The organism is Paraburkholderia sp. EG286A (assembly GCF_040965375.1).
GTDB lineage: Bacteria > Pseudomonadota > Gammaproteobacteria > Burkholderiales > Burkholderiaceae > Paraburkholderia.
This window is the reverse complement of the sequence record NZ_JBFRCB010000006.1, coordinates 544,338-563,401: the sequence shown is the minus strand read 5'-3', so window position 1 is coordinate 563,401 and position 19,064 is coordinate 544,338. Positions and strand designations below refer to the sequence as shown.

Genomic DNA, 19,064 nt, shown 5'->3' with positions numbered 1-19,064 from the left:
GATGGAGGTAATGAACATGAAGTCCCGTACCCTGATTCAAGCCGCAATCGTCGCTGCCCTCGTGGCTGCTCCGGCCCTTTCGTTTGCCCAGGTGCAAGGCAACGGTCCGGTCACACGCGCCGAAGTGAAGTCCGAATTGATCCAGCTCGAGAAGGCCGGCTACAACCCGGCTACCGCCAACGACGCGACGTACCCGAGCGACATCCAGGCCGCCGAAGCCCGCGTGAGCCAGCAGGAAGGCCTGGCGCAACAAGCGCCGGCAGCCGAAACGAGCGGCTATGGCCCGTCGACCTCGGGTTCGGCGCAGTCTGGCCAGCCGGCCACGGTGCGCCCGTCGCAGTCGGTGTACTTCGGCAACTGAGCGGCTACCGGCGTGGGCGACCGGCCCGGGCAACTGAGCGGATAACCGGGCAGGGCGCGCCGTCATGGGGCGCCGAAGTCCGGGGAAAGCGAACGGTGCAAACGGCCGCCGCTCAGACACCGGCGCAGGCGACATCGCCCGGCCACAGTCTGGCCGCTCCCGCGCCAGCCGGTGCCGGGGCGCTTCGAGCAGGCCCAGACGCCCTCGCAAGTTGACCCGGCCGCGCCCCCACCCAGCCTGGCTCCCAACCGATACCGGCGAAGGCGGACACCGTTCCGCCTTTGTCGCACGCCGCCCGCGCAAACCATCGCGCGATTTTTCATGCGTGGAACCTCCGCCGCCGAAAGGTGGCTTCGCCCAACCCCGTCGGGATTGGGCGCTTTTTCACGTCTGGCGGTCTGGAGGGAGGGGCGGGCGCGTTACGTCAGGCGCCAGGCCCGCCGGTGATGTAATGCTCGAGCTGCTCGATCGTGAACTTCTGCTCGGCGATGATTTCCTTCACCAGGTCGCCGATCGACACCATCCCCACGAGCTTGCCGCCGTCCATGACGGGCAGGTGGCGCATGCGCCGCTCGGTCATGAGCGCCATGCAGTCGTAGGTGGTCTGCTCCGGCTGGACGAAGCGCACGTGCGTGCTCATGATGTCGCGCACGGCGGTCGTTTTCGAAGATCGGTCCATCAGCACGATCTTGCGCGCGTAGTCACGCTCGGTGACGATGCCGGCGATCGATGGACCGTCGGTCACGAGCAGCGCGCCGATCTGCTTATCGGCCATCAGGCGGATTGCGTTATAGACGGAATCGGAGGCTTCGATCGTGTACACCACCTGTTCCGGCTTCGATTTGAGTACCTGTGCAACGCTTGTCATAGGGCGACCCTCTTCGTCCTTCTGGTTGTCCAGTCATTGCGCGGTGCGGCAAGCCGGGCGTATTGCCCGTCAAGCCATTGGAAAGCCTTTTCAGTATAGGCGGCCGGCGTGCCGCGCGTCGTCGGGGTATGCGCGGGGTCGCACCATTTATGCCGAGGGCATGCGGCGCGGGCCGAGCCGCCCCTACGGGGCTGCGCGGCGGGGCGGAGCAAATGGCGGTAAACTCCGGTTCCGAACCTCAACCCGGCCCCTTGCCGGTTTTGCCAGTTTTTTGCTCGAGAATCATGCCTACGCTTCCTGAGTCGTCCTGTGCGGACGGCGACAACGCCAACGAATGCGTCGTGCTTGACGCGACTGCCACGCTGCCGACCCGCTACGGCACGTTCGAGTCCTATGTCTACCGGGTGAAGGACGGCGGCGCCGAGCATCTCGCGCTCGTCATGGGCGACGTGGGCAGCGGCGAGCCCACGCTGACGCGGCTCCACTCCGAGTGCCTGACCGGCGACGTGTTCGGTTCCTACCGCTGCGACTGCGGCGAGCAGCTCGACCTCGCGCTGCGCTACATCGCCGCCGAAGGCCGTGGCGTGCTGCTCTATTTGCGTGGCCACGAAGGCCGGGGCATCGGCCTGTCGAACAAGATCCGCGCGTACCAGCTGCAGCAGCAGGGCCGCGACACCGTCGAGGCGAACCTCGATCTCGGTCTGCCCGACGACGCGCGCGAATACGATTCGGCGGCGGCAATCCTGCGCCTGCTGAAAGTGTCGTCGGTGAAGCTCATGAGCAACAATCCGAAGAAGTTCGACACGCTCAGGCAGCACGGCCTCCCGGTGATCGAACGCGTGGCGCTCGCGATCCCGATGCGCGAGGAAAACGAGCGTTATATCCGTACCAAGCAGGTCAAGTTCGGGCATTACTTCGAAGAGAACGAGTAGTTTAGGATTGCATAGGACTATATCTGTCTCGTTTAATGGGTGTGCGTGCAAGTTATTGATTTATAATAAATTTATTTGGGGTTGTTGATGTGATGGTCAAGATTGTTTCGAATCGTTTGAAATAATGAACGAATGAAAAAAACGTAATATCCGGCTCCGCCAGAAGCGGTCGGGGCTTGAGATTTTCGTATGCAACTTATTGATTTTAAATTGATTTATTGGCCAGACGCGAGCGTTTGAAGATGGGCCTCCGCCCACGTTGCTCTATTCGGGCTTGCTACGTCGGCGTAGGTTTTTCTCCCATTGCGAGAAAACCTACGCCGCGTGTTTTTTCTGCAGAAACCTACGCCGAGGAGCCATTCCCGATTTTTGGCATGCCTCGCGTCGACGTTGCGTTGCGCGCTTGTGAGTGGGCCAACGCCCCCCGGCGTTTGCCGCACAGGCACCATCCACAGCCAATCTGGCGGGACTGTCGGGCAAGTGGCGACGGTGTTTGCAGCAACGGACAGCAGAGGCTTGACTGGTTCGATACTTACGTCCGTTGCACCACAAATCAGGTTCAGGGCGCTGGAACACATATTTGCGACCTGCTTGACGCCGATTTCATAGCGTCGGCAGTGTCTTCGGTATCTAGATGGTGCTCTGAGGAAAGCCGGTATCTGGCTACATCTTCCAGAACTTGTGGTATGCGGGGCCTTCTGACTTTGGAGGGTGTTCCGGCTCAGTAATCTTGACGGGGGTGGGCATCGGGAAATCAACGCCCACCAGAATGGCTTCTCCCTGCCCAAGCGTCGGTAGGAAGGCTGCTGCCGAACCATCCAGGTTTCCGCACGCTTTTTCGACAACGTCACGATCCCGTTCGTTGATGAGTCGATGGACGATGAACATACCCATCTGGCTCAGCACATCCTCAGGCACGTCGCGAGGGCGTTGTGTCGCCAGAATGGTCGTTAGGCCGTACTTTCGTCCTTCCTTCGCAATGAGCCCAAAAGCATCGAGGTGTATGCGGTTGTGTTCGTCACCCATATTCCTGTTGAGGAACTGATGCGCTTCATCCAGTACAACGACCACGGGCATCTCTTGAAAGGCACGTTGACGGGCCATACCCAGCAGGTGGCGTCCGATGGCATTGGCGAGCAACTCACGGGCGTTGTGGTCAAACGGCAGATATTCCATCGAAATTCGGAGAACACGGTTGCCGGATTTGAGAAATGCATCGATTTGCTCAGTGAGCGACGACGCGAATGCTTCTGGATGAAAGAGGCAGCGGAGAGACTTCGAGCGAGTAATTGAATAGATCTTCGCTACGAGAGTTTCGCAGTAGCCTTTGGTGCGTTCGTCGTACCCACCCCACATGGTGTAGTCGGGTTTCGCGAGGGTGCCGCCGTTTTCGTAAACGCACTCCTCGAAGATTTGCTTTCCAAGCTGCGAAATGAGGTATTTGGCGCCGTCGGCTTCGACGGCCGCTTCATGGCGCGCCCAAGCTACATTGAACTCCCGACGGACGGTGCCTGCCTTCTTGATAGTAGGAGGCTCGCTGTCCCCGTTGAGAACGTAGTTGAGTTTGAGGCTGCGCAAGGCCTCCCGCAGTTTCGGCACCTGTGCCCCGGGACTCGGCTGGAAAATGGCAAAGAGGTCGGGCTCGGTCAACTGCCAGTATGGAAAGGCGACGAAATGCCGAGGATCGTCTTTGCTTTCCTGCTCGCCGCCCAAATGGATGGCCTGCACTCCTTCTGTGAATGTATGAAATTCTCCGGTCGGATCGACCAGGATGATCTTGCCTCCAATCCGGGCAGCTTCCTGGATGATCCGAGCCACGGTCCAGCTCTTGCCTCCGCCAGTGGCGCCAAGTACTGCACAGTGGCGGCCAAACATATGCGCGGGACTGACGTTGACCCGGGTACCGGATTCCTGTGAAATCGTTGCCAGTTCAATGAGCCCAGCGACGCCAGCGTTGTTGCCTTCGACAATGTGCTTAACCAGCAGCGGGTGTGCCGAAAAGACCTGCTGGCCAATGCGGGGATGAATGGGAATGCCCGAAATCACCTTTCCGGTTGCAAGCTCCAGAGTCGTTAGCAACTGCACGAAGCCGATCGGATGTGCTTCCGGACGCTCACCCAGGACTGGCTCTGCCTTGAGCCGTTCGTTATCGGGCAATCGGACCTCGGTTATCCGGCCGAGTACGGCAAGTCCTTCTCCCTCGATAAAGACAAATTCGCCGACCTGGCCACCAAGAACGGCATAGCCTGAATACTGGCGCGCCGATACGCTCGCCGCAAATGGCAGATTGATCTTTGCAGCATCGGGGGATATATACGACACGGAGCCGATGTATCTGCTGGGATCGAACGGACTGGTGGACAAGCGCCTGTTCATGCGCTTTCACCTCGAAGACGGCGGACACGATCCAGGTGCTGCTCGAGATCCGTTTCTGCAGCGATGTCGGGTAGGTGGGGAACAATTTCCTCGAACGTCGCGCTGACTAGCGCAAGGCGAGCATCGCCATGCTCGATGAGATAACGGATCTTCTTCAGATGTGCGTTCGTCGCATCAATCCCCAGCCTTGTGGGCTTCCCCTCACGTGGGCCAAGACTGGGGTCACATATGGCCACCTTGAGGCTCAGATTTGAATTGATTGCCGAGAGAATGGGCTCTGCAATGTGATTGTCGTTAAAGCCGAACCCTAGGATCAGCAGACCCGTATCGGGTTGGCGAAGTGCCGCCTGCAGCGATGACATCATTTCGAAATAAGGCTGCTCGAACGCCAATTCATATTTGGTGTTACGGGGATAGACTAGCAGGGGACTTTCACAGTCCGATTTTTTTTCGATCTCGTTCGTGACCGGGTTTCTCATCCAGTCAATCGAGCCGTGCAGTTTATAGAGCAGAAAGACGTTCGAGATGAAATCGTGGCTATCGGGATTGCTGTCGCGCTTGACGATGTCATACGTGAAGTAAAGGCTGTCAAAGACCTGTGGGCTAGAGTGCGAAAAGCCGTCGATCACGACATATCGTCCCTTGCGCGCGGCGTACTCGAAGCACAGATCGTAGTTCGTCGTGAAGAGCTTGCTGCGCATCTTTCGCGGTGAGCGGCGTGACAGACGGCGCAGAAAATCTGCATGCACGGCTACGTCATCATCCGGCTCAAGAAAGCGGACAGCGTCCCGAACCGTTGACTCAGCAGTATGAATGAACCGGCGGACTGTTTCTCGCTCGTCCGGGTCGGCTAGAAACTCTGCTGCGATCTTGCAGTGAGAAAGCAGTGCCTCGATATTTCCCTTTTGTTGTTCATCCTCTGGTAGTCGCGAAAGCGCGAGTACCTTTTCGAAATCATTGCCGGTCGCTGCAAGGACCTTTGACCACAGGTCCCACATGGTCGGTGCCAGTCTTTTTCCCTCAATGGGTTGGCGACCGTCTGCGCGCCTCGTCTCATCAACGTTCACGTGCAGCGATGTTCCAAGGCCTGTGAGAACAATCAGGTTGTTGCACCGGAAGCAGTCAGACAGACTGCGCTGTATTTCATCGAGCGCTGGATCTGACACGGGTTCCGCGTTCTCGCTAGTCGACCGCGTCCGTTGCCAATGGCCGGTACTTCGATACGTGAATACCTGCATTTGCTCATTTCCGTGCTGATGGTGCCGGCAGTATACGATTTTCAAACGCGTGTGAGGATACGTGCTGTGCTGGATAGTGTAAAAGGTGTCCTAGCTATGAAGTCATATCGCAAGATCAATTTTATGCAAAATGAATAGGCAGAACATTTCTGCCATCAGGTGATTGTGATGTTTGGTTAAAACTCAATTGGTGCGTATTCAACGGCAGATAGTGCCGCGAATTTGTGTCATAGTGCGACTCGGTCGGATTGAATTGCACCGTCAATGTGCGAGATCAGCGAACGGTTATCACATGAGGCGGGCGGGGGCAAGACGTTAGTCATTGTCGGCACATAGCGTTACAGCAGCTTAGAGTAAACAAGAAATAACATGCTCCGCAAAGTTTGGGGAAAGATTGCATCTGCGTTGGCTGGAAGCGCACCACATGGGGAAGGGCCGCACAATGAGCGTCGAAGTCCCGACCGCGAAATCCCGGCAACGCAAACGTCGTCGCAGGCACGGAACGCAATGCTGAAGTCCCGTGCCGTCGTTCCTTTGACGGATGCGGTGCTGCAATACTGGTACGAGACCCTGAAATCCGACGATATCTCGGCTTTCGCAAGGTCGAAATTCCGGTTCGCCGTTGGAGATCCGCTGCGCCTCGGCTGGAATTCATTCACGTTGGGATTTGGTTCTGCGCAAGCTGCGCTTGACGCTCTCATCGAGCAAGCAATGTCTGGCAATCGGCGAGCCGCTCCCGCCGGCCCCGCAGCTGCAACCGACGAAGTCGGCGTGGATCAGGATGCCGACGAGGAGGACGTGGACGACGAGCCTGAGTTCACGGACGATCGCATCAGAATGGCAGTGGTTTTCTACGCGTCGTCGAAATGGAAGGCCGATTTGACGCTCTGGCCCGGCATGCCAGGGGCCAAAGCTGACGATGCTCCACCATTGGACATCGTCTACTGGTTTCCGTTTGAAATCGACAGGGAAGGGCGGGCTTACCTGCCACGTGACGCACAGGATCAGTGGCCGCGCATCGTGCGCCAATGGCTCGATCCACAACCCGTTTCCGATCGGGACGACCAGCCCGAACCCTTTGCACATCTGGACACGTACCGCGGTGCACTGGAGACATTCTTCACTGCCTGCGGGGAAGGCGCATCGCTTGCCGTGTACGTCAAGGCGAGCGTGCAGTTGTGGACTACCCTGCAGCAGAGTGCCGAAAGCGACGGATACTCCCGCGTGAGGGGATTCTGGGCCGCAGTGCCTCGCGTGCCAGGCTTTGCTGTTCGTGCGCTCCTGGACGTTTATGAAGCCATGCCGGGTGACCGGTCGCCGGGGGCTCTCGCGCAGTTGCTCGGTGGGAGCGATAGAAAATCGAGCGCACTGGACGTTGCTGCGCCGATCGGTGAGACCACGGCACGGCGCCACATCGGCATGGTCGACAAAGGCGCGAAGGTTGATCGCCCCGATGACGGGCGCAGTGCCGACCCGCTGAACGATTCGCAGCGTCGTGCAGTCCATGCGCTAATCGAACTAGACAAAGGGGGCGGCGTCATTGCGGTTAGTGGGCCGCCAGGCACCGGCAAAACCGCCATGCTGCGCGCGATGATCGCTAACCAGTGGGTGAGTGCCGCATGCGAGGATCAGCCGGTTTGTCCGATGACGCTCGTTTGCGGTGCCACGAACCAAAGCGTCGAAAACGTCATGGGAACGTTCGATGGTGCGGTCGGCGAGTATGATGCGCTCGCGAGGCGTTGGCTGAAGAGGGGCGGCAGGAAGCGTCTGGGTTTCACGGCGAGCTTTCCGTCGACGGCCAAGCGCGAGAAGCACCGAGAACGCTTTTCTATCATGAAGGCAGACAAGAGGAGCGGCAAGCTTGTCGTGCAAGGCGTGGGAGCGTCGAGTACCCATGCGAAACGCGAGCATCTGCCCTTTGCAGCACTGTACTGGGCTCGCGGGTTTGAGAAAGCACTGGTCGCGCTTGGGCCGCTTCTGACGGACCAGCAGCGCCGAGCCGTAGGCGATAGTGTTGCTGCGATCGCGCGCATTGCTAAATCGTCGTGTCAATCCGGATCGTATCCGCGATACTCAGACGTACCGACCACCGGCGTTCAGGAAGAGGCAATCAAGGACGTCGTACTGCGACTCGGGACGCTCGCAAGACTACTCCAGCAGGCGTTGCACGTAGCGGTCGGCGAACAGGAGCGGGTGCGGGCCGCGCTGATACGCGGCGATGGGCTCACCAACGGGCAAGCCGGTGCGGTCGTAATGTTGTCTTCGAGGTGGCTAGAGCCGCTCGGCGACGAACTGAAGCAGGCGACGGGAGCGCATGCGCGACGCCTCCTAGCGGAAAAAATCGTCGATGTTGCGCTGCGTCCTCTAGCGTTTCACCTGGCGGCGCGCTATTGGGAGGCGCGCTGGCTCATGAGTCTCGCGGAGCAGCAGGAGGGCAGGCCCGCGAATCTGCGCCGGCTCGCCATGCTTTTTCCCTGCATGGTGTCGACGTTGCACAGCGCGCCCAGACTGCTGAGCGACGAACGCGAGCCCATGTTCGATTTCGTCGATTTGCTAATCGTCGACGAAGCGGGACAGGCTGCGCCTGAACTCGGCGCACCTGTATTCAGCCTCGCGAAGAAAGCGGTTGTCGTCGGGGACATGAAGCAGCTCGCGCCCGTGTCGTCGATAACCGAAGAACTCGACGCGCGCCAGGTGGCGGATCGCTACGCTAACGAAGCGCTGTTCGGCAACTGGCGGCTGCGCGGCGCGGATGCGGCAACAGGCTCCGTGATGAAGCTCGCGGCAACCGGTGCGTCGCGCGCGGAGCGTGCACCGGATGGGCATATCCGCGATGGACTCCTGTTGCGGGAGCATTACCGTTGCGCGGAATCGATCATCAACGTATGCATCGACCTGCTGTATCACGAACACGACCGCGATCCGGACGGTGCGGTGAGGACGCGCGAGCTCGTGCCGATGGTCAAGGATCCGTTGCCTGGCTCGTTCGCAGACGGCGAGCGTCCGCTGGAGCCGGACCCAGCATCTGAAGCGGCGCTACGTAGGCGCATGAAGCAGACCTATCCGTTGCCCCCTCTGGCATTTTTTCAGACAGGAGGCGCAAACGACGAACCGGTCAAGACCGATTCGTGGCTCAATCCGGGCGAGGTCGAAGCGATTGTGAGCTGGCTGGAAACCGTCGGACCGCGGCTTTGCAGGTGGGTCGCCCGAGCGGACGGGAGAGTGGGTGAGCAGGAGGACCTCGCGAAGGTCATTGCCATTGTGTCGCCGTTTCGCGGACAGGTGCGTGCGATCCGTGAAGCCGTGAGGGAGCGGCTCGATAAAGCCTGGACATTGAGTGGAGAGCCTGCGTTGAGCGAGCGTATGACGATCGGCACCGTGCATACGCTGCAAGGTGCGGAAAAGCCAGTCGTGCTGTTCAGCGCCGTCAACAAGGAAAGCCGCGCCAGCCAGCGTACGTCGAATAATCACCGGGAACGCGTCTTTATCGATCGCGATGACGGTCGACTGCTCAACGTTGCCATTAGCCGCGCGCAGAAGTGTTTCATCCTGTTCGGCCATTCGGACCTGTTCTTTTCGGCGCAGGCGATGAGTACTGGCAACGACCTGCCGTCCGCAATCGTTGGCCGATGTCTCGCCGGGGTGCGTGAGTCGGAGCGCGAAGCGCGCACCGGGGCGCGGCGCCAGCCTGCTGTCAAGCTCGGGCCGACGAAGTTGATGGTGGTCGAGTCACCGCATAAGGCGAAGATCATTCAGCAACTGTTGCAGGAACCGATCCAGGTGTTTGGCTCAGGTGGTCACATACGCGATCTTGCCGGGCCGGGTTCCATTCGTAGTGCAGATGGCCTGAAGCCGCACTGGTACCTAATCGGGAGGACGGGGCAGACGGATGTGCAAATGCTGCTGGCCCGGACAGCGTCGCGGCTGCTGCAGTGTGAAGAACTCATTCTTGGCACGGACAACGATGCGCAGGGTGAGGCCATCGCGTGGCACATACTTGATGTGCTGAGCGGGGCTGCCTGGTTTACTCATGTGAAGCGCGTTCGGCGTGTGCGATTCCAGGCGTTGACGTCGGTGGCGCTTGACGATGCTTTCAGCGAAGCGACCGTCGTCGAGATTTCGGGCGATACGCCGCTTGCGCGCACGCAGAGCGCCTGCGCCGCGCTGAATATGGGTGTGGCCTACGGCGCGCTCGCGACGCGCGTGCTCGACAATCTTGTGGGGTCTGTCTATGCACGGCATGGCGTACCTGGTGGCGGCCGTGTCAAGGGACCGCTATTGCGCGCGCTGGCTGGCGAAGGCGATGAGGGTGATGCACGCGGCGGCCGTTACGGACTCAGTGTTGGCGTCGTCGTCGGGCAGATGCAGCAAAGCGTGCCTGCGAGGCTCGTGGTGAGTCGCAAGTCAGGACCGTGGCAGCCATGGGGAACGTCAAGCCTTGAAACCGCGCAGCAGTACCGGCAACGCATTGCGGGTGTTCGTCTCGCATCGGTTCCGTGTCTTGTGTCCGGGAACATCGAGCATGTGCCGAGCGACGATCGTATCGGCACGAATGCCGTGCTGCGTGAGGCATTCCAGAGATTTCGGTTGATGCCATCGGAAACGATGCGGCTCCTGCAGTTGCTTTATGAGCGACGTCCGGGGGAACTGGACGACCCAGGAACAGATCCGGCGCCGGGTCAGGTGGCGACAGGCGCATGGGCCTCCGTGGACGGAACCGGCGTATTGAGGCTGACACCGACCGGCAAGGAAATGGCTGGTCGGTTGCTTGACGACGCGTGGCTCAGAAACATCAGCTCCGGCTCGCTTCTGAACGGGTTCGACTTTGCGTTGTCGAAACTGGCTTTGAAGCCAGGTGCGTCGCTTGACGACTATCGGCATTTCGTGGCGACCTGGGCCGTCCGCTTCGACGACACGCTGCGAGCGCGCGACGGGACGCTCGAGGTAGCGCAACCGTGGGGACCCACACTTGACGCGTCGGGTTCGCCGCTCGATCTGTTCGCTCAGCAACCTGCTGTCGCGTTACCCACGTGGGCGGTCGGCGACAAGCATATAGCCCTGGCTCAGATCGCTACGCCGGAAGCGCGGGCGGCTGATGACAGCTTGGCTGCGGCGCGCCATGGCGCACGCGGCGCACTCACGCCTCTCGATGTGCGTGTCAATGCGCAGAGCAAGACGATGCAGGGATTCCCGGATTCGGCCTTGAAAGTCTATGCGATGTTGCAGGCGATGACTTTGGCTGCGGTCGTCGTGGATACCGAAGTCCAACTGGTTCGCCACGTGTATCCGCTCGATGTGTCTGGCGCTGTTGACGACGAAGCGCTCGGCGTCGAAATCGCCATCGCGACGGGTTTGGAGCGAGCCGGATGGTCTGCTGTTGATCCTGTTGGGTGGGATTGCATTGCACGCCAATGGGCGAAACCTGAAGATGAAAGGGCGATCGGTCAAGGCGCGGTCGTGACTGTGGACGAGAGCATTCATACGCGGTCGCTGTCCTTGCCGAGTGTCGATCAGTTGCTGCTCTGGATGGAGCGTCGAGGTCTGGGGCGGCCATCGACATTCGGCACGCATCTGGCCGCGCTGTTGAGCGGGCCCGCCGCTATCGGGCGGCCGACCGGAACGCCGCAGGCAACGGAAGAAACGGTGGAGCAATGAGCGTTGCATTTCATGACATGCGCGCCGTGCGCGAAGCGTTCGACGCCTGCCAGCGGGCGCCGGATGATCCCGCAGCGCTCAACCACTTTCGTGCGTTGCACACCGCGAATCAGGATCAGTTCGTCGAATCGTTCGACGTCGGCGGCGTAACCTATCCGCGCACCGACGGACATCGCCTGAGTGAAGCGCAGGCTCGCGAGGCAATCAGCAAATACCTGGAAACGGGCTCGCCGGCGGACCTCAATGCGCAAACTGTGGCGATTGCATGGCCGTTACCCGACGAGGTTCTTCGGCAGGAGATCGAGACGGTAGTGAAGATCGCGAGCGCAGTCGAGAAGCTGGACTGGCGGACCGATGAGATTGCTGCCTCCGATGTGAGCGCGTTGCGTGAACTGCTTCGTATGCCAACAAGCACGGGAAGCTACGGCGATCTGCGCAGTCAAGTCGGGCACGGTTTGGTTGTCCGCGGTTACGATGCTGATCATCTGATCCCAGACAAGGCCATGCGGGGGCGCACCACGTTGCGCGGCGATTCTCCGACGAAAGCCAGCGGCTTTGCGACGTTTCTGCAGGATGGCCAAAATCGCGGCTCTCAGCATAAATTTGCCACCGATGCGCAGATTACGGTACGGCAGTATTTTGCTACGCTCGATCGTAATCCCACCGTTGGCGAGTACCTTGAACGCGTGCATGTCTGGATGACGAATATCTATACGACCGCGGATCTGGCAGTCGAATCGTTGCTGAGCGATCCGGCGATGCGCTCCGGGGCGGACTTCCAGAAGGAAAACGTCAAGGGCTATGCAATCGCCCAAGCGGGTTTCATGACGTGGCCGGAGCGACAAAAAGTGGGCCGGGCAATTGCAACCGCATTGCTCATCCAGGCTCGTAATCACTATCGCGATATGAACTGGGACATGAACCGCGAGCTGCCACTTGTCAGGAACGCATCGGGTGTCGCGCCTCCCCGCGTGCAACCTCAGCCGTCTCTGGCCGATAAGGCATGATCGATTTGGACGATAGCACTGCAGGGACGATGCGCAACTGCGCATACGTGTCCGCCGATCTGACGATGGTGGGTGACGTGCCGTATTGGGCGGTCCACGCGATCGACGAAGATGATGGGAACCGGACGTCGTGGGTTGTGCATGGCCACTTCCAAGGAGACGCGTTTTCCATCTCGTACGACGTCTGGGTGCCCGACGCAATCCAGGCGATTGCGGGCAACGCAAACGGTCATCTGTGGGCCATCACTGCCGGTGGAGCGCTTATCACGAATATGCCGATGCAGGATCGTCCTGAATGGGAGGCCATGGCCGTGCACCCATCGCTTCACGACGGCGCCACGTGGTACACGCACGAGCTCGTATTCGAGTGCGAAGGCGCAGCAACGCCGGAAGTCGCGGTGTGTCTGTGCTGGAGCGCGGATGAACTGTTGATAGGGACGTTCAGCCGGCGGATCTACTGCTGGCAGGGAAGCGCTGCCAGCCTCGAATTCTGTAGTAGGGCGCCCGAGTTCTCCGGAGGAGTCAACGATATCCTGGCGACTTCTGCTGGCGCAATTGCGCTCGGATATGGGGGCACATTGCTTGCGCGCGCACGCAAAGGTGTGTGGAGTGCACCGCAGGTCCCGTGGTCGCCGGAGGATGCAGCGTTTGTCAATGTGGTCGCCGGAGTCGTGACGCACGACGGTCGGATGTGTGCGGTCGTCGATGGAGGATGGGTCGTGACGGGCGACACCTCCGCAGTGACCATCACGCATCGGGTTGCAGGTAAGCCATTGGGTATCTCGACATTTCAGGACGATATTTACGTGGCAACAATGGAGGGGCTTTATCAACTGTCGGGCGCTGGTCACGCGACCTTGATGAGACGCAATGTCGCGTTGGGGAAGCTGATCGATGCCGGTTGCGCACTTGTTGCCACCGATGCAGCGCCTGCAGATCCGGCACGCGCCGGGCTCTATATATGGCTGCGTACACGCACTACCGATCGGTGGTCCAATCCGACGCTGGGATGAACAGGGGCTTTCGCGTGAAGGGGCGTGTGGCAGGCGACGATGGCCAGTGCACACTATGACAGGAACGCCGAAACCGCAGGTTCGTTGGATGGCGTTCGGGTTGAATGCCATAATCGCACGCCAAAGGAGCCACCGATTGTCGGGGGGCAGCCAGCGTAAAAAGCGGAGGCGCGGTGATCCGAGGCTACACCGAAGTCGAGTTCGGAAGGAAGCTGGGCGCAGTGCTTTCTGCGTCGCGACTGATCCACTGCATCGAGTACTTGAAGAGGCGCGAGAAGGAGCCTTATACGATCAAGCGAAGTCTGTACGCCGCAGGTCGCCATGTATTCATTTGCGGCGACCGAGGAGTCGGCAAGAGTTCGCTCGGGTAGCGGCCCGCGCCTAGGCTGGCGATGTACGTTGGAAACGCGAAGCGTCTATCGTGGCCCGAGCATCCCGCGTGGCGTGCACGTGGGAGAGACGGTCGCCGAATGGGACGACTTGAGGTCATAAGAACGGTCGCGCGCCGTATCTCGTCCGGTTCTCGGGCAACCCATCTGTTGGGGGAAGCATGGCTGAAGAGAAGCAGAGAGGATTGAGTGGATATCGCGGATACGAATACCAGATCGTGGCCTCGATCTGGATCTCGTTGTCGCTAATGCTCGAGAGCGGGCGTGTCACACAGGTTGTGGTGGAACCAGAGAACCACGAAGATCTCGAGGCCGAGTTTGTCGGCACGGTGTCGTCGCCGGATCAGGAATCATCTACCGTGGTCGCATCGGATGGCCAGTCGATGCGTGCAATCTACCAAATGAAAACGCTATCATCTCGGCACTGGTCACTTAAGGCGCTGGGAAACGTGATCGGTCAAGGCACATCGGTGAAGGGGGCTGATGCCGGATCGCGACATCGGACTAGAGCCCTGGAGATGCTGTTGAACGATGCCTCTCTGTCGTACACTCTGGTGACAGATGCGCGTGTCAACGACGAACTGGCCGGGCTTGTTCGTACCACGATACCGCTCGGGCGCGATGACGCGGGGTTTCCCGTAGAACTGTTAGCAGATGGCCGGCATGATCTGCTGGCCACTCTGCGCGGGCGCTTGCACATACTCCACGACCTGAGTGCAGAACTGCTGGGGTATCGGATTCGCGATCTCCTCACTAAAAAGGGCGGGGTACCCCGCGGCGAGGTAGCCGGCTGTATGGCGGCCCTCAAGGATGCGTTTCGGCTGTGCATGCTCGGCAAGCGTGACACTCGCTTCACCGCGATTGAGCTTAGCGCGATGCTGGAACGTCACGGGGCAAGACCGGCGTCGGGACCCATCCCGGGATATGTACCGCCGGCCATTGCCGCTCAAGCCGCATCAACTCTACGTGAACAACGTTGTGTCGTGATAGTGGGAGCCCCGGATATTGGCAAGGCCTCGCTGGCCGACTATCTCGCGGCCAGTTTCGAACTGGATTCGCTGCCGTGCCCGGTGATCCCGTTGGAGGATCTCGCCGGCTTACCGGTTCGCCTGCGGAATGAAGGTCCAGCATTATTGGTTGTTAAGGATGGCTGGGCAAAATATGGCGCCGTTCATTCGCATGCGTGGACCAACTTTCCGGAGATATTGGCGCAGGCTCCCAGGGACAAGTTCTTCATCGTGACCTGCGACCTTGATGTGTATCGACGCCTGCCGGACCACATGCGTACGCGTCTTCAGTGCCATCGCGTGAAAATCGAAGAGGAACATTACGATGATAAAGCCCGCTGGCAAATCGTGCTGAACCAGGCCGGCCTGACGTCTTGGCAACTGAAGTCGCTCGAGGCTGCGCGAGAGGCGGTCTTGCGCGACGTTGCGGAGCCATTCACTCTGAATTTGTTCGGCACCTTAGTGCGCGAGCACGCGCAGCACATGATTCAACCCACACCTGCCGATGATTGGGGGAGTCTGCCCTTCGATCTACCCCAAGCCGATCCGAACAGCAGACTGCTTGAGGATCTGGCTGAGCGGGCCCTCCAGGAGACCGTTGGCTATCGAACGGTTCGACTGATCTCGGCCTACCACCACATGCCGTGGCAACATGCGGCACTGGTATACGGCGTCTACGTGGCGTTCGCACAGAACAGGGACTCCGACATGGAGCGCATCGCCGAGCAAGTAGCTCACAAGACGGGAGTACGCCTGCATGGGGAGGCGTTCATCGAGTACTTGGTCAATACGGGCGTCGCACAGCGTTGGGAAAATCACCGCGTCACCTTGGAGAGGACATCACTTGACGCGCTGCGTCGGCTGGTCGTGGAAAGGAGGCTCGACGTTCATCCGGTGTTTGTGGCCGTCGTTCTGAATCTTGCCGAGACGATGGATCAAGCCAATTTTGCGAGCCGACTCGAGCGAATCGTGACGCTAATCACCGAAATCTATCCCGACGTGCCACCGCATGACAGCGCTTGGAATAAGGTAGCCCAAGTGGTCGACGCCCAGCTCCTGCGTGCATTGGACGTGCGGGACTACCGTCAGTTCATCCGCAATGTGGAGGCGTCAATGGACTGGGGATTTGGGAAATCTGCGCTATCCCGCCTGATGTACACACTGCATCCGCGGCGGATTCCTTGGGTCGATATGGAGTTTTACGATTTCTTGCCATCTTCGCACCACGCCTGGAACGCCGTGGTGATGGAACTGCCGGACTATGACTTGAACCGGTTTGTCTGTCGCTTCATCGTCGAATTCATGCCCTATTCGTTGATCGACTACAGTGCCGCATCGAAGCAGTTCGTCAGTTTCCTTCGCGCCTCGGGGAAGGTATCGGGCGACGATGTGCATAAGGCCGTTCACATCTTAGAGGATTTCGTTTCGACGGATTGGGGTGATGACCGTTGGTCTTACGACTACGACGGCAATCAAAACAAGCCGGTGTTGTTAGCCTTGCTAGAGGCGTCCAGCGAAGACCCATTCGTATCGCGCCTGCCGCCCCCGACCCCTCCTTGGGCTCTCTGAACCGACGTAGCGCACATCGGCGCATCAACTGCCCACTTCGTCGGCTACGACTATCGCTTGCCTAATAGGATCGATGTGTGCACGATTGCTGATCTAGATGTATCGCGATACGAACGCGATGTACAGCAGAATCCGAGTAACAGATACTTTGAGTCGGTGGAGCTTGCGTCCTTCGGCGGAATTGGCACCGATGTTGGCGAGCAAAAGCGCAGCATTGGAGTGAGGGCTCGGGTCAGACTGGACTCATCCGGATCAGATCGTTTTATGTGGCGCGTGGGCGGCGGCGGACTGTCACCTTTAAGCGTTCTAAATCCGCGCCGGCGCGTTGCTCCAGAGCTGCGCTGAGCCACATCGGCCGCATCCGGAAATTGCTGGCTTGTTCGATAGAACGAGGTGGGTAGGCGCCTAGCCGCAGACCACGGCAGACGCTATTCTGTCGCGCGTTTCCCAGCGCGACCTATTTGCAGAAACGAGAGAATGAGAGAGAGCGATGGCGCTGTTTATCCAAAAGCCGATACTTTGGAATACCAACGACTACATCGTGCCCTCTGGCGTGATCGCGACTAGTGGCTATCCCCGCGAGACCGGCTACGGGCATGAGGAGTGGAACAACTCGCCGCGAATGGTGCTCAAGCGTGGCGAGGAGCGCTTTCGGGTGTTTCACACTGAAGGTCTCGGCTCCGCACCGCTCGATGAGAATGCAGGGCAGACATTCGTTTTCATGACGGTCTCGCACGACGGTATCCAGCAGCTCGTCGGTATCGCCGGCAACGCGATTGGGCTCTCGCAAGAGCGCGATCAAACGCAACGCGAAGCAATCGTCCGAGAACTCTCGCTCGACGACTTTTGGAAAGACGCGTGGGCGGTCGAAAACGTGCAGACGCAATACGGCGGCCACAAGCCGACCTTTATGACTGGCTGGCGGCAAAATCTCCACTGGATCCCCAACTGGGTCTGCCCCGATGATTTTTATTGGTGGCTCGATCAACCAGTCACTCTCGATGCGCGCGAGATCACAGGGAAAGGTAAGCTGCTCGGGATGTTTGGCAGTTACACCGAATGGGACTTACCTACCGTCGGCCGCGTTCTCGACGCGATCCCAGCGGCTCGACGCAACAAGAAGTGGGGCATTCTTGCGGATGCGATGCAATGCGCCCCGACGGCGCGTCTAGACATAGAGGACCGGCCGGATGGCGACGAGCCCGTTACGGATGTGCTCACGCGCGCGAACGCGCGGCGTGGCCAGGGCCGGTTTCGAGAGAAGCTCATGCAAGTGTGGGGCGGCGCGTGCGCGGTTAGTGGAATTGACTGCCGCGAACTCTTGATCGCCTCGCACATCAAGCCATGGAATCACTCAACTCGCAAGCAGAAGCTCGACAGCTTCAACGGGCTTCTGTTGTCGGCCAACCTCGATGCACTCTTCGACAAAGGGCTCATTACCTTCGTAGACGGCGGCGGCATGCAGATATCACCGCGGCTCGAAGCCCGGCATATCGAGGCGCTCGGATTGCCGAAGTCGCTTCGCTTCGTCCCCGATGGGACGGAGGCCTACCTCAAATATCACCGCGAACGGGTCTTTCAACGCTGACGCGGCACGTGGTTGCGGGCGCTGTACCACACCGCTTTTGTATCCGTCCCGTCGGCGGCCGGCCGCCCCCGCCAATTGGACGAAAAGAGGCCGACGCGCAGTCGGTCCAAACACACGCACTAAGCCGCGGGCACTTCTCGAATTCAGGCCCGCACATCGCGACGCGTGTGGCAAGATCTGTAAGCGTCCCGCCATCGCATCTCGACTACCCGCGAAGGGGCTCGGGAGTACCGTCGAAGTAGTGAATCGGCCCGGTCCCATAGGCTGATGGAAAGCCAGCCAACGGGGGCTCATCGCGTCACGATGTTGGCCTAGGTGGCGTCAGTAGGGCGCCACGATATCCAGCCACGCGGTAATTTCCTGCGGTGCCTTGCCAGTCGAGCGAATATCAAACAACACGTCCGTGTGCGTACGGACGTAGCATGGCGTGAAGGCGCGCGCCAGATCTCGGCTGTTGTCGACGAGCACCGCCGCATCAGCCACGGTCAGTGCGGCATGAATGGCCTGCTGCGTGCGGGGGAAGCGTGCGAGGATTTTTTCCGGGCTGACGTCGTGCCCGCCGGCGGCCACGCGAGTGAGTACACGCCCAAGGGAAAGTGCCGCGCTGCTCAGCCCCACAAAGAGTAGCACGACGAAATAGCCTGCCGCCTGCAGGTTGCGGATCAGGTCAATCTTGCTTTCGTGGCCTCCGCCGGGCAAAGGCTTCCAGTGGGAGAAAACGGTCTCCGTGGCAAAAGGAACCTTGTTAGCCATTGCCTGGGCGACAAAGCTCTCGACGCCTTTCTGGGCGACCTGCATCCACATGGCGTCGGTATCACGCAGGCGCTGCGCCCAGGGACGTAACTTACCCCTGCTGTTCTGTTCCGGAAGAATCGACAGCATCATCCGGTCGGCGTTGATCAGCGGAATCTGAATGTCATCGACAATGTGCTTGTACCACATCGTCGATTTTCCCGAGCCGTTGTGCCCTGCCAGGACGATGGCGAACGGTTTGCCGGACGCAACGGCGAGTTTGACAATATCGCTGACGGATTTTTGTATTGGAGTTTTTCGCGCCATAC

Annotated in this window: 11 protein-coding genes; 7 read left to right on the top strand and 4 right to left on the bottom strand. The window is 59.7% G+C overall.

The window, feature by feature from the left end:
* The first annotated feature begins 16 nt into the window (after positions 1-16).
* The gene (locus AB4Y35_RS29515) at positions 17-361 is read left to right on the top strand and encodes a DUF4148 domain-containing protein (protein WP_368689653.1); all 345 of its coding nucleotides are present in this window, start codon (positions 17-19) and stop codon (positions 359-361) included.
* A gap of 424 nt (positions 362-785) precedes the next feature.
* Here AB4Y35_RS29515 and AB4Y35_RS29510 read toward each other — a convergent pair whose 3' ends face one another.
* Positions 786-1,229, bottom strand: a complete 444-nt coding sequence (locus AB4Y35_RS29510; protein ID WP_324156329.1) for a CBS domain-containing protein — start codon at positions 1,227-1,229, stop codon at positions 786-788.
* 284 nt (positions 1,230-1,513) lie between these two features.
* Between AB4Y35_RS29510 and ribA the strand changes: the two genes are divergently transcribed.
* Positions 1,514-2,161 (top strand): GTP cyclohydrolase II, encoded by a 648-nt coding sequence (gene ribA, locus AB4Y35_RS29505; protein ID WP_035513597.1) that lies wholly within the window; start codon positions 1,514-1,516, stop codon positions 2,159-2,161.
* Positions 2,162-2,824: 663 nt separating this feature from the next.
* Here the strand turns inward: ribA and AB4Y35_RS29500 are convergent.
* The gene (locus AB4Y35_RS29500) at positions 2,825-4,537 is read right to left on the bottom strand and encodes an ATP-binding protein (RefSeq protein WP_368707150.1); all 1,713 of its coding nucleotides are present in this window, start codon (positions 4,535-4,537) and stop codon (positions 2,825-2,827) included.
* Entirely contained in the window at positions 4,534-5,535 is a 1,002-nt protein-coding gene (locus AB4Y35_RS29495) for an SIR2 family protein (protein WP_368707149.1), read from the bottom strand. Before AB4Y35_RS29495 ends, AB4Y35_RS29500 begins: the two co-directional genes overlap by 4 nt.
* Positions 5,536-6,282: 747 nt before the next feature.
* Between AB4Y35_RS29495 and AB4Y35_RS29490 the strand changes: the two genes are divergently transcribed.
* The 5 genes from AB4Y35_RS29490 (at position 6,283) to AB4Y35_RS29470 (ending at position 18,003) form a co-directional block, all read left to right on the top strand.
* Positions 6,283-11,430 (top strand): AAA domain-containing protein, encoded by a 5,148-nt coding sequence (locus tag AB4Y35_RS29490; RefSeq protein WP_368707148.1) that lies wholly within the window; start codon positions 6,283-6,285, stop codon positions 11,428-11,430.
* Positions 11,427-12,437 carry a hypothetical protein gene (locus tag AB4Y35_RS29485; RefSeq protein WP_368707147.1) on the top strand — a complete coding sequence of 337 codons (1,011 nt, stop codon included), beginning with the start codon at positions 11,427-11,429 and terminating at the stop codon, positions 12,435-12,437. The genes AB4Y35_RS29490 and AB4Y35_RS29485 overlap by 4 nt, the downstream gene beginning before the upstream one ends.
* Complete coding sequence (locus AB4Y35_RS29480) at positions 12,434-13,450, top strand: hypothetical protein (protein WP_368707146.1); 1,017 nt, start codon at positions 12,434-12,436, stop codon at positions 13,448-13,450. Before AB4Y35_RS29485 ends, AB4Y35_RS29480 begins: the two co-directional genes overlap by 4 nt.
* 550 nt (positions 13,451-14,000) lie before the next feature.
* On the top strand, positions 14,001-16,415 hold the full coding sequence (locus tag AB4Y35_RS29475; RefSeq protein WP_368707145.1) for a hypothetical protein: 2,415 nt from the start codon (positions 14,001-14,003) through the stop codon (positions 16,413-16,415).
* 490 nt (positions 16,416-16,905) lie between these two features.
* Positions 16,906-18,003: an HNH endonuclease gene (locus tag AB4Y35_RS29470; RefSeq protein WP_368707144.1), complete on the top strand. Its 1,098-nt coding sequence runs from the start codon at positions 16,906-16,908 to the stop codon at positions 18,001-18,003.
* Between the two features lie 321 nt (positions 18,004-18,324).
* Here the strand turns inward: AB4Y35_RS29470 and AB4Y35_RS29465 are convergent, their stop codons facing one another.
* The gene (locus AB4Y35_RS29465) at positions 18,325-19,062 is read right to left on the bottom strand and encodes a zeta toxin family protein (protein WP_368707143.1); all 738 of its coding nucleotides are present in this window, start codon (positions 19,060-19,062) and stop codon (positions 18,325-18,327) included.
* Positions 19,063-19,064: the final 2 nt, after the last annotated feature.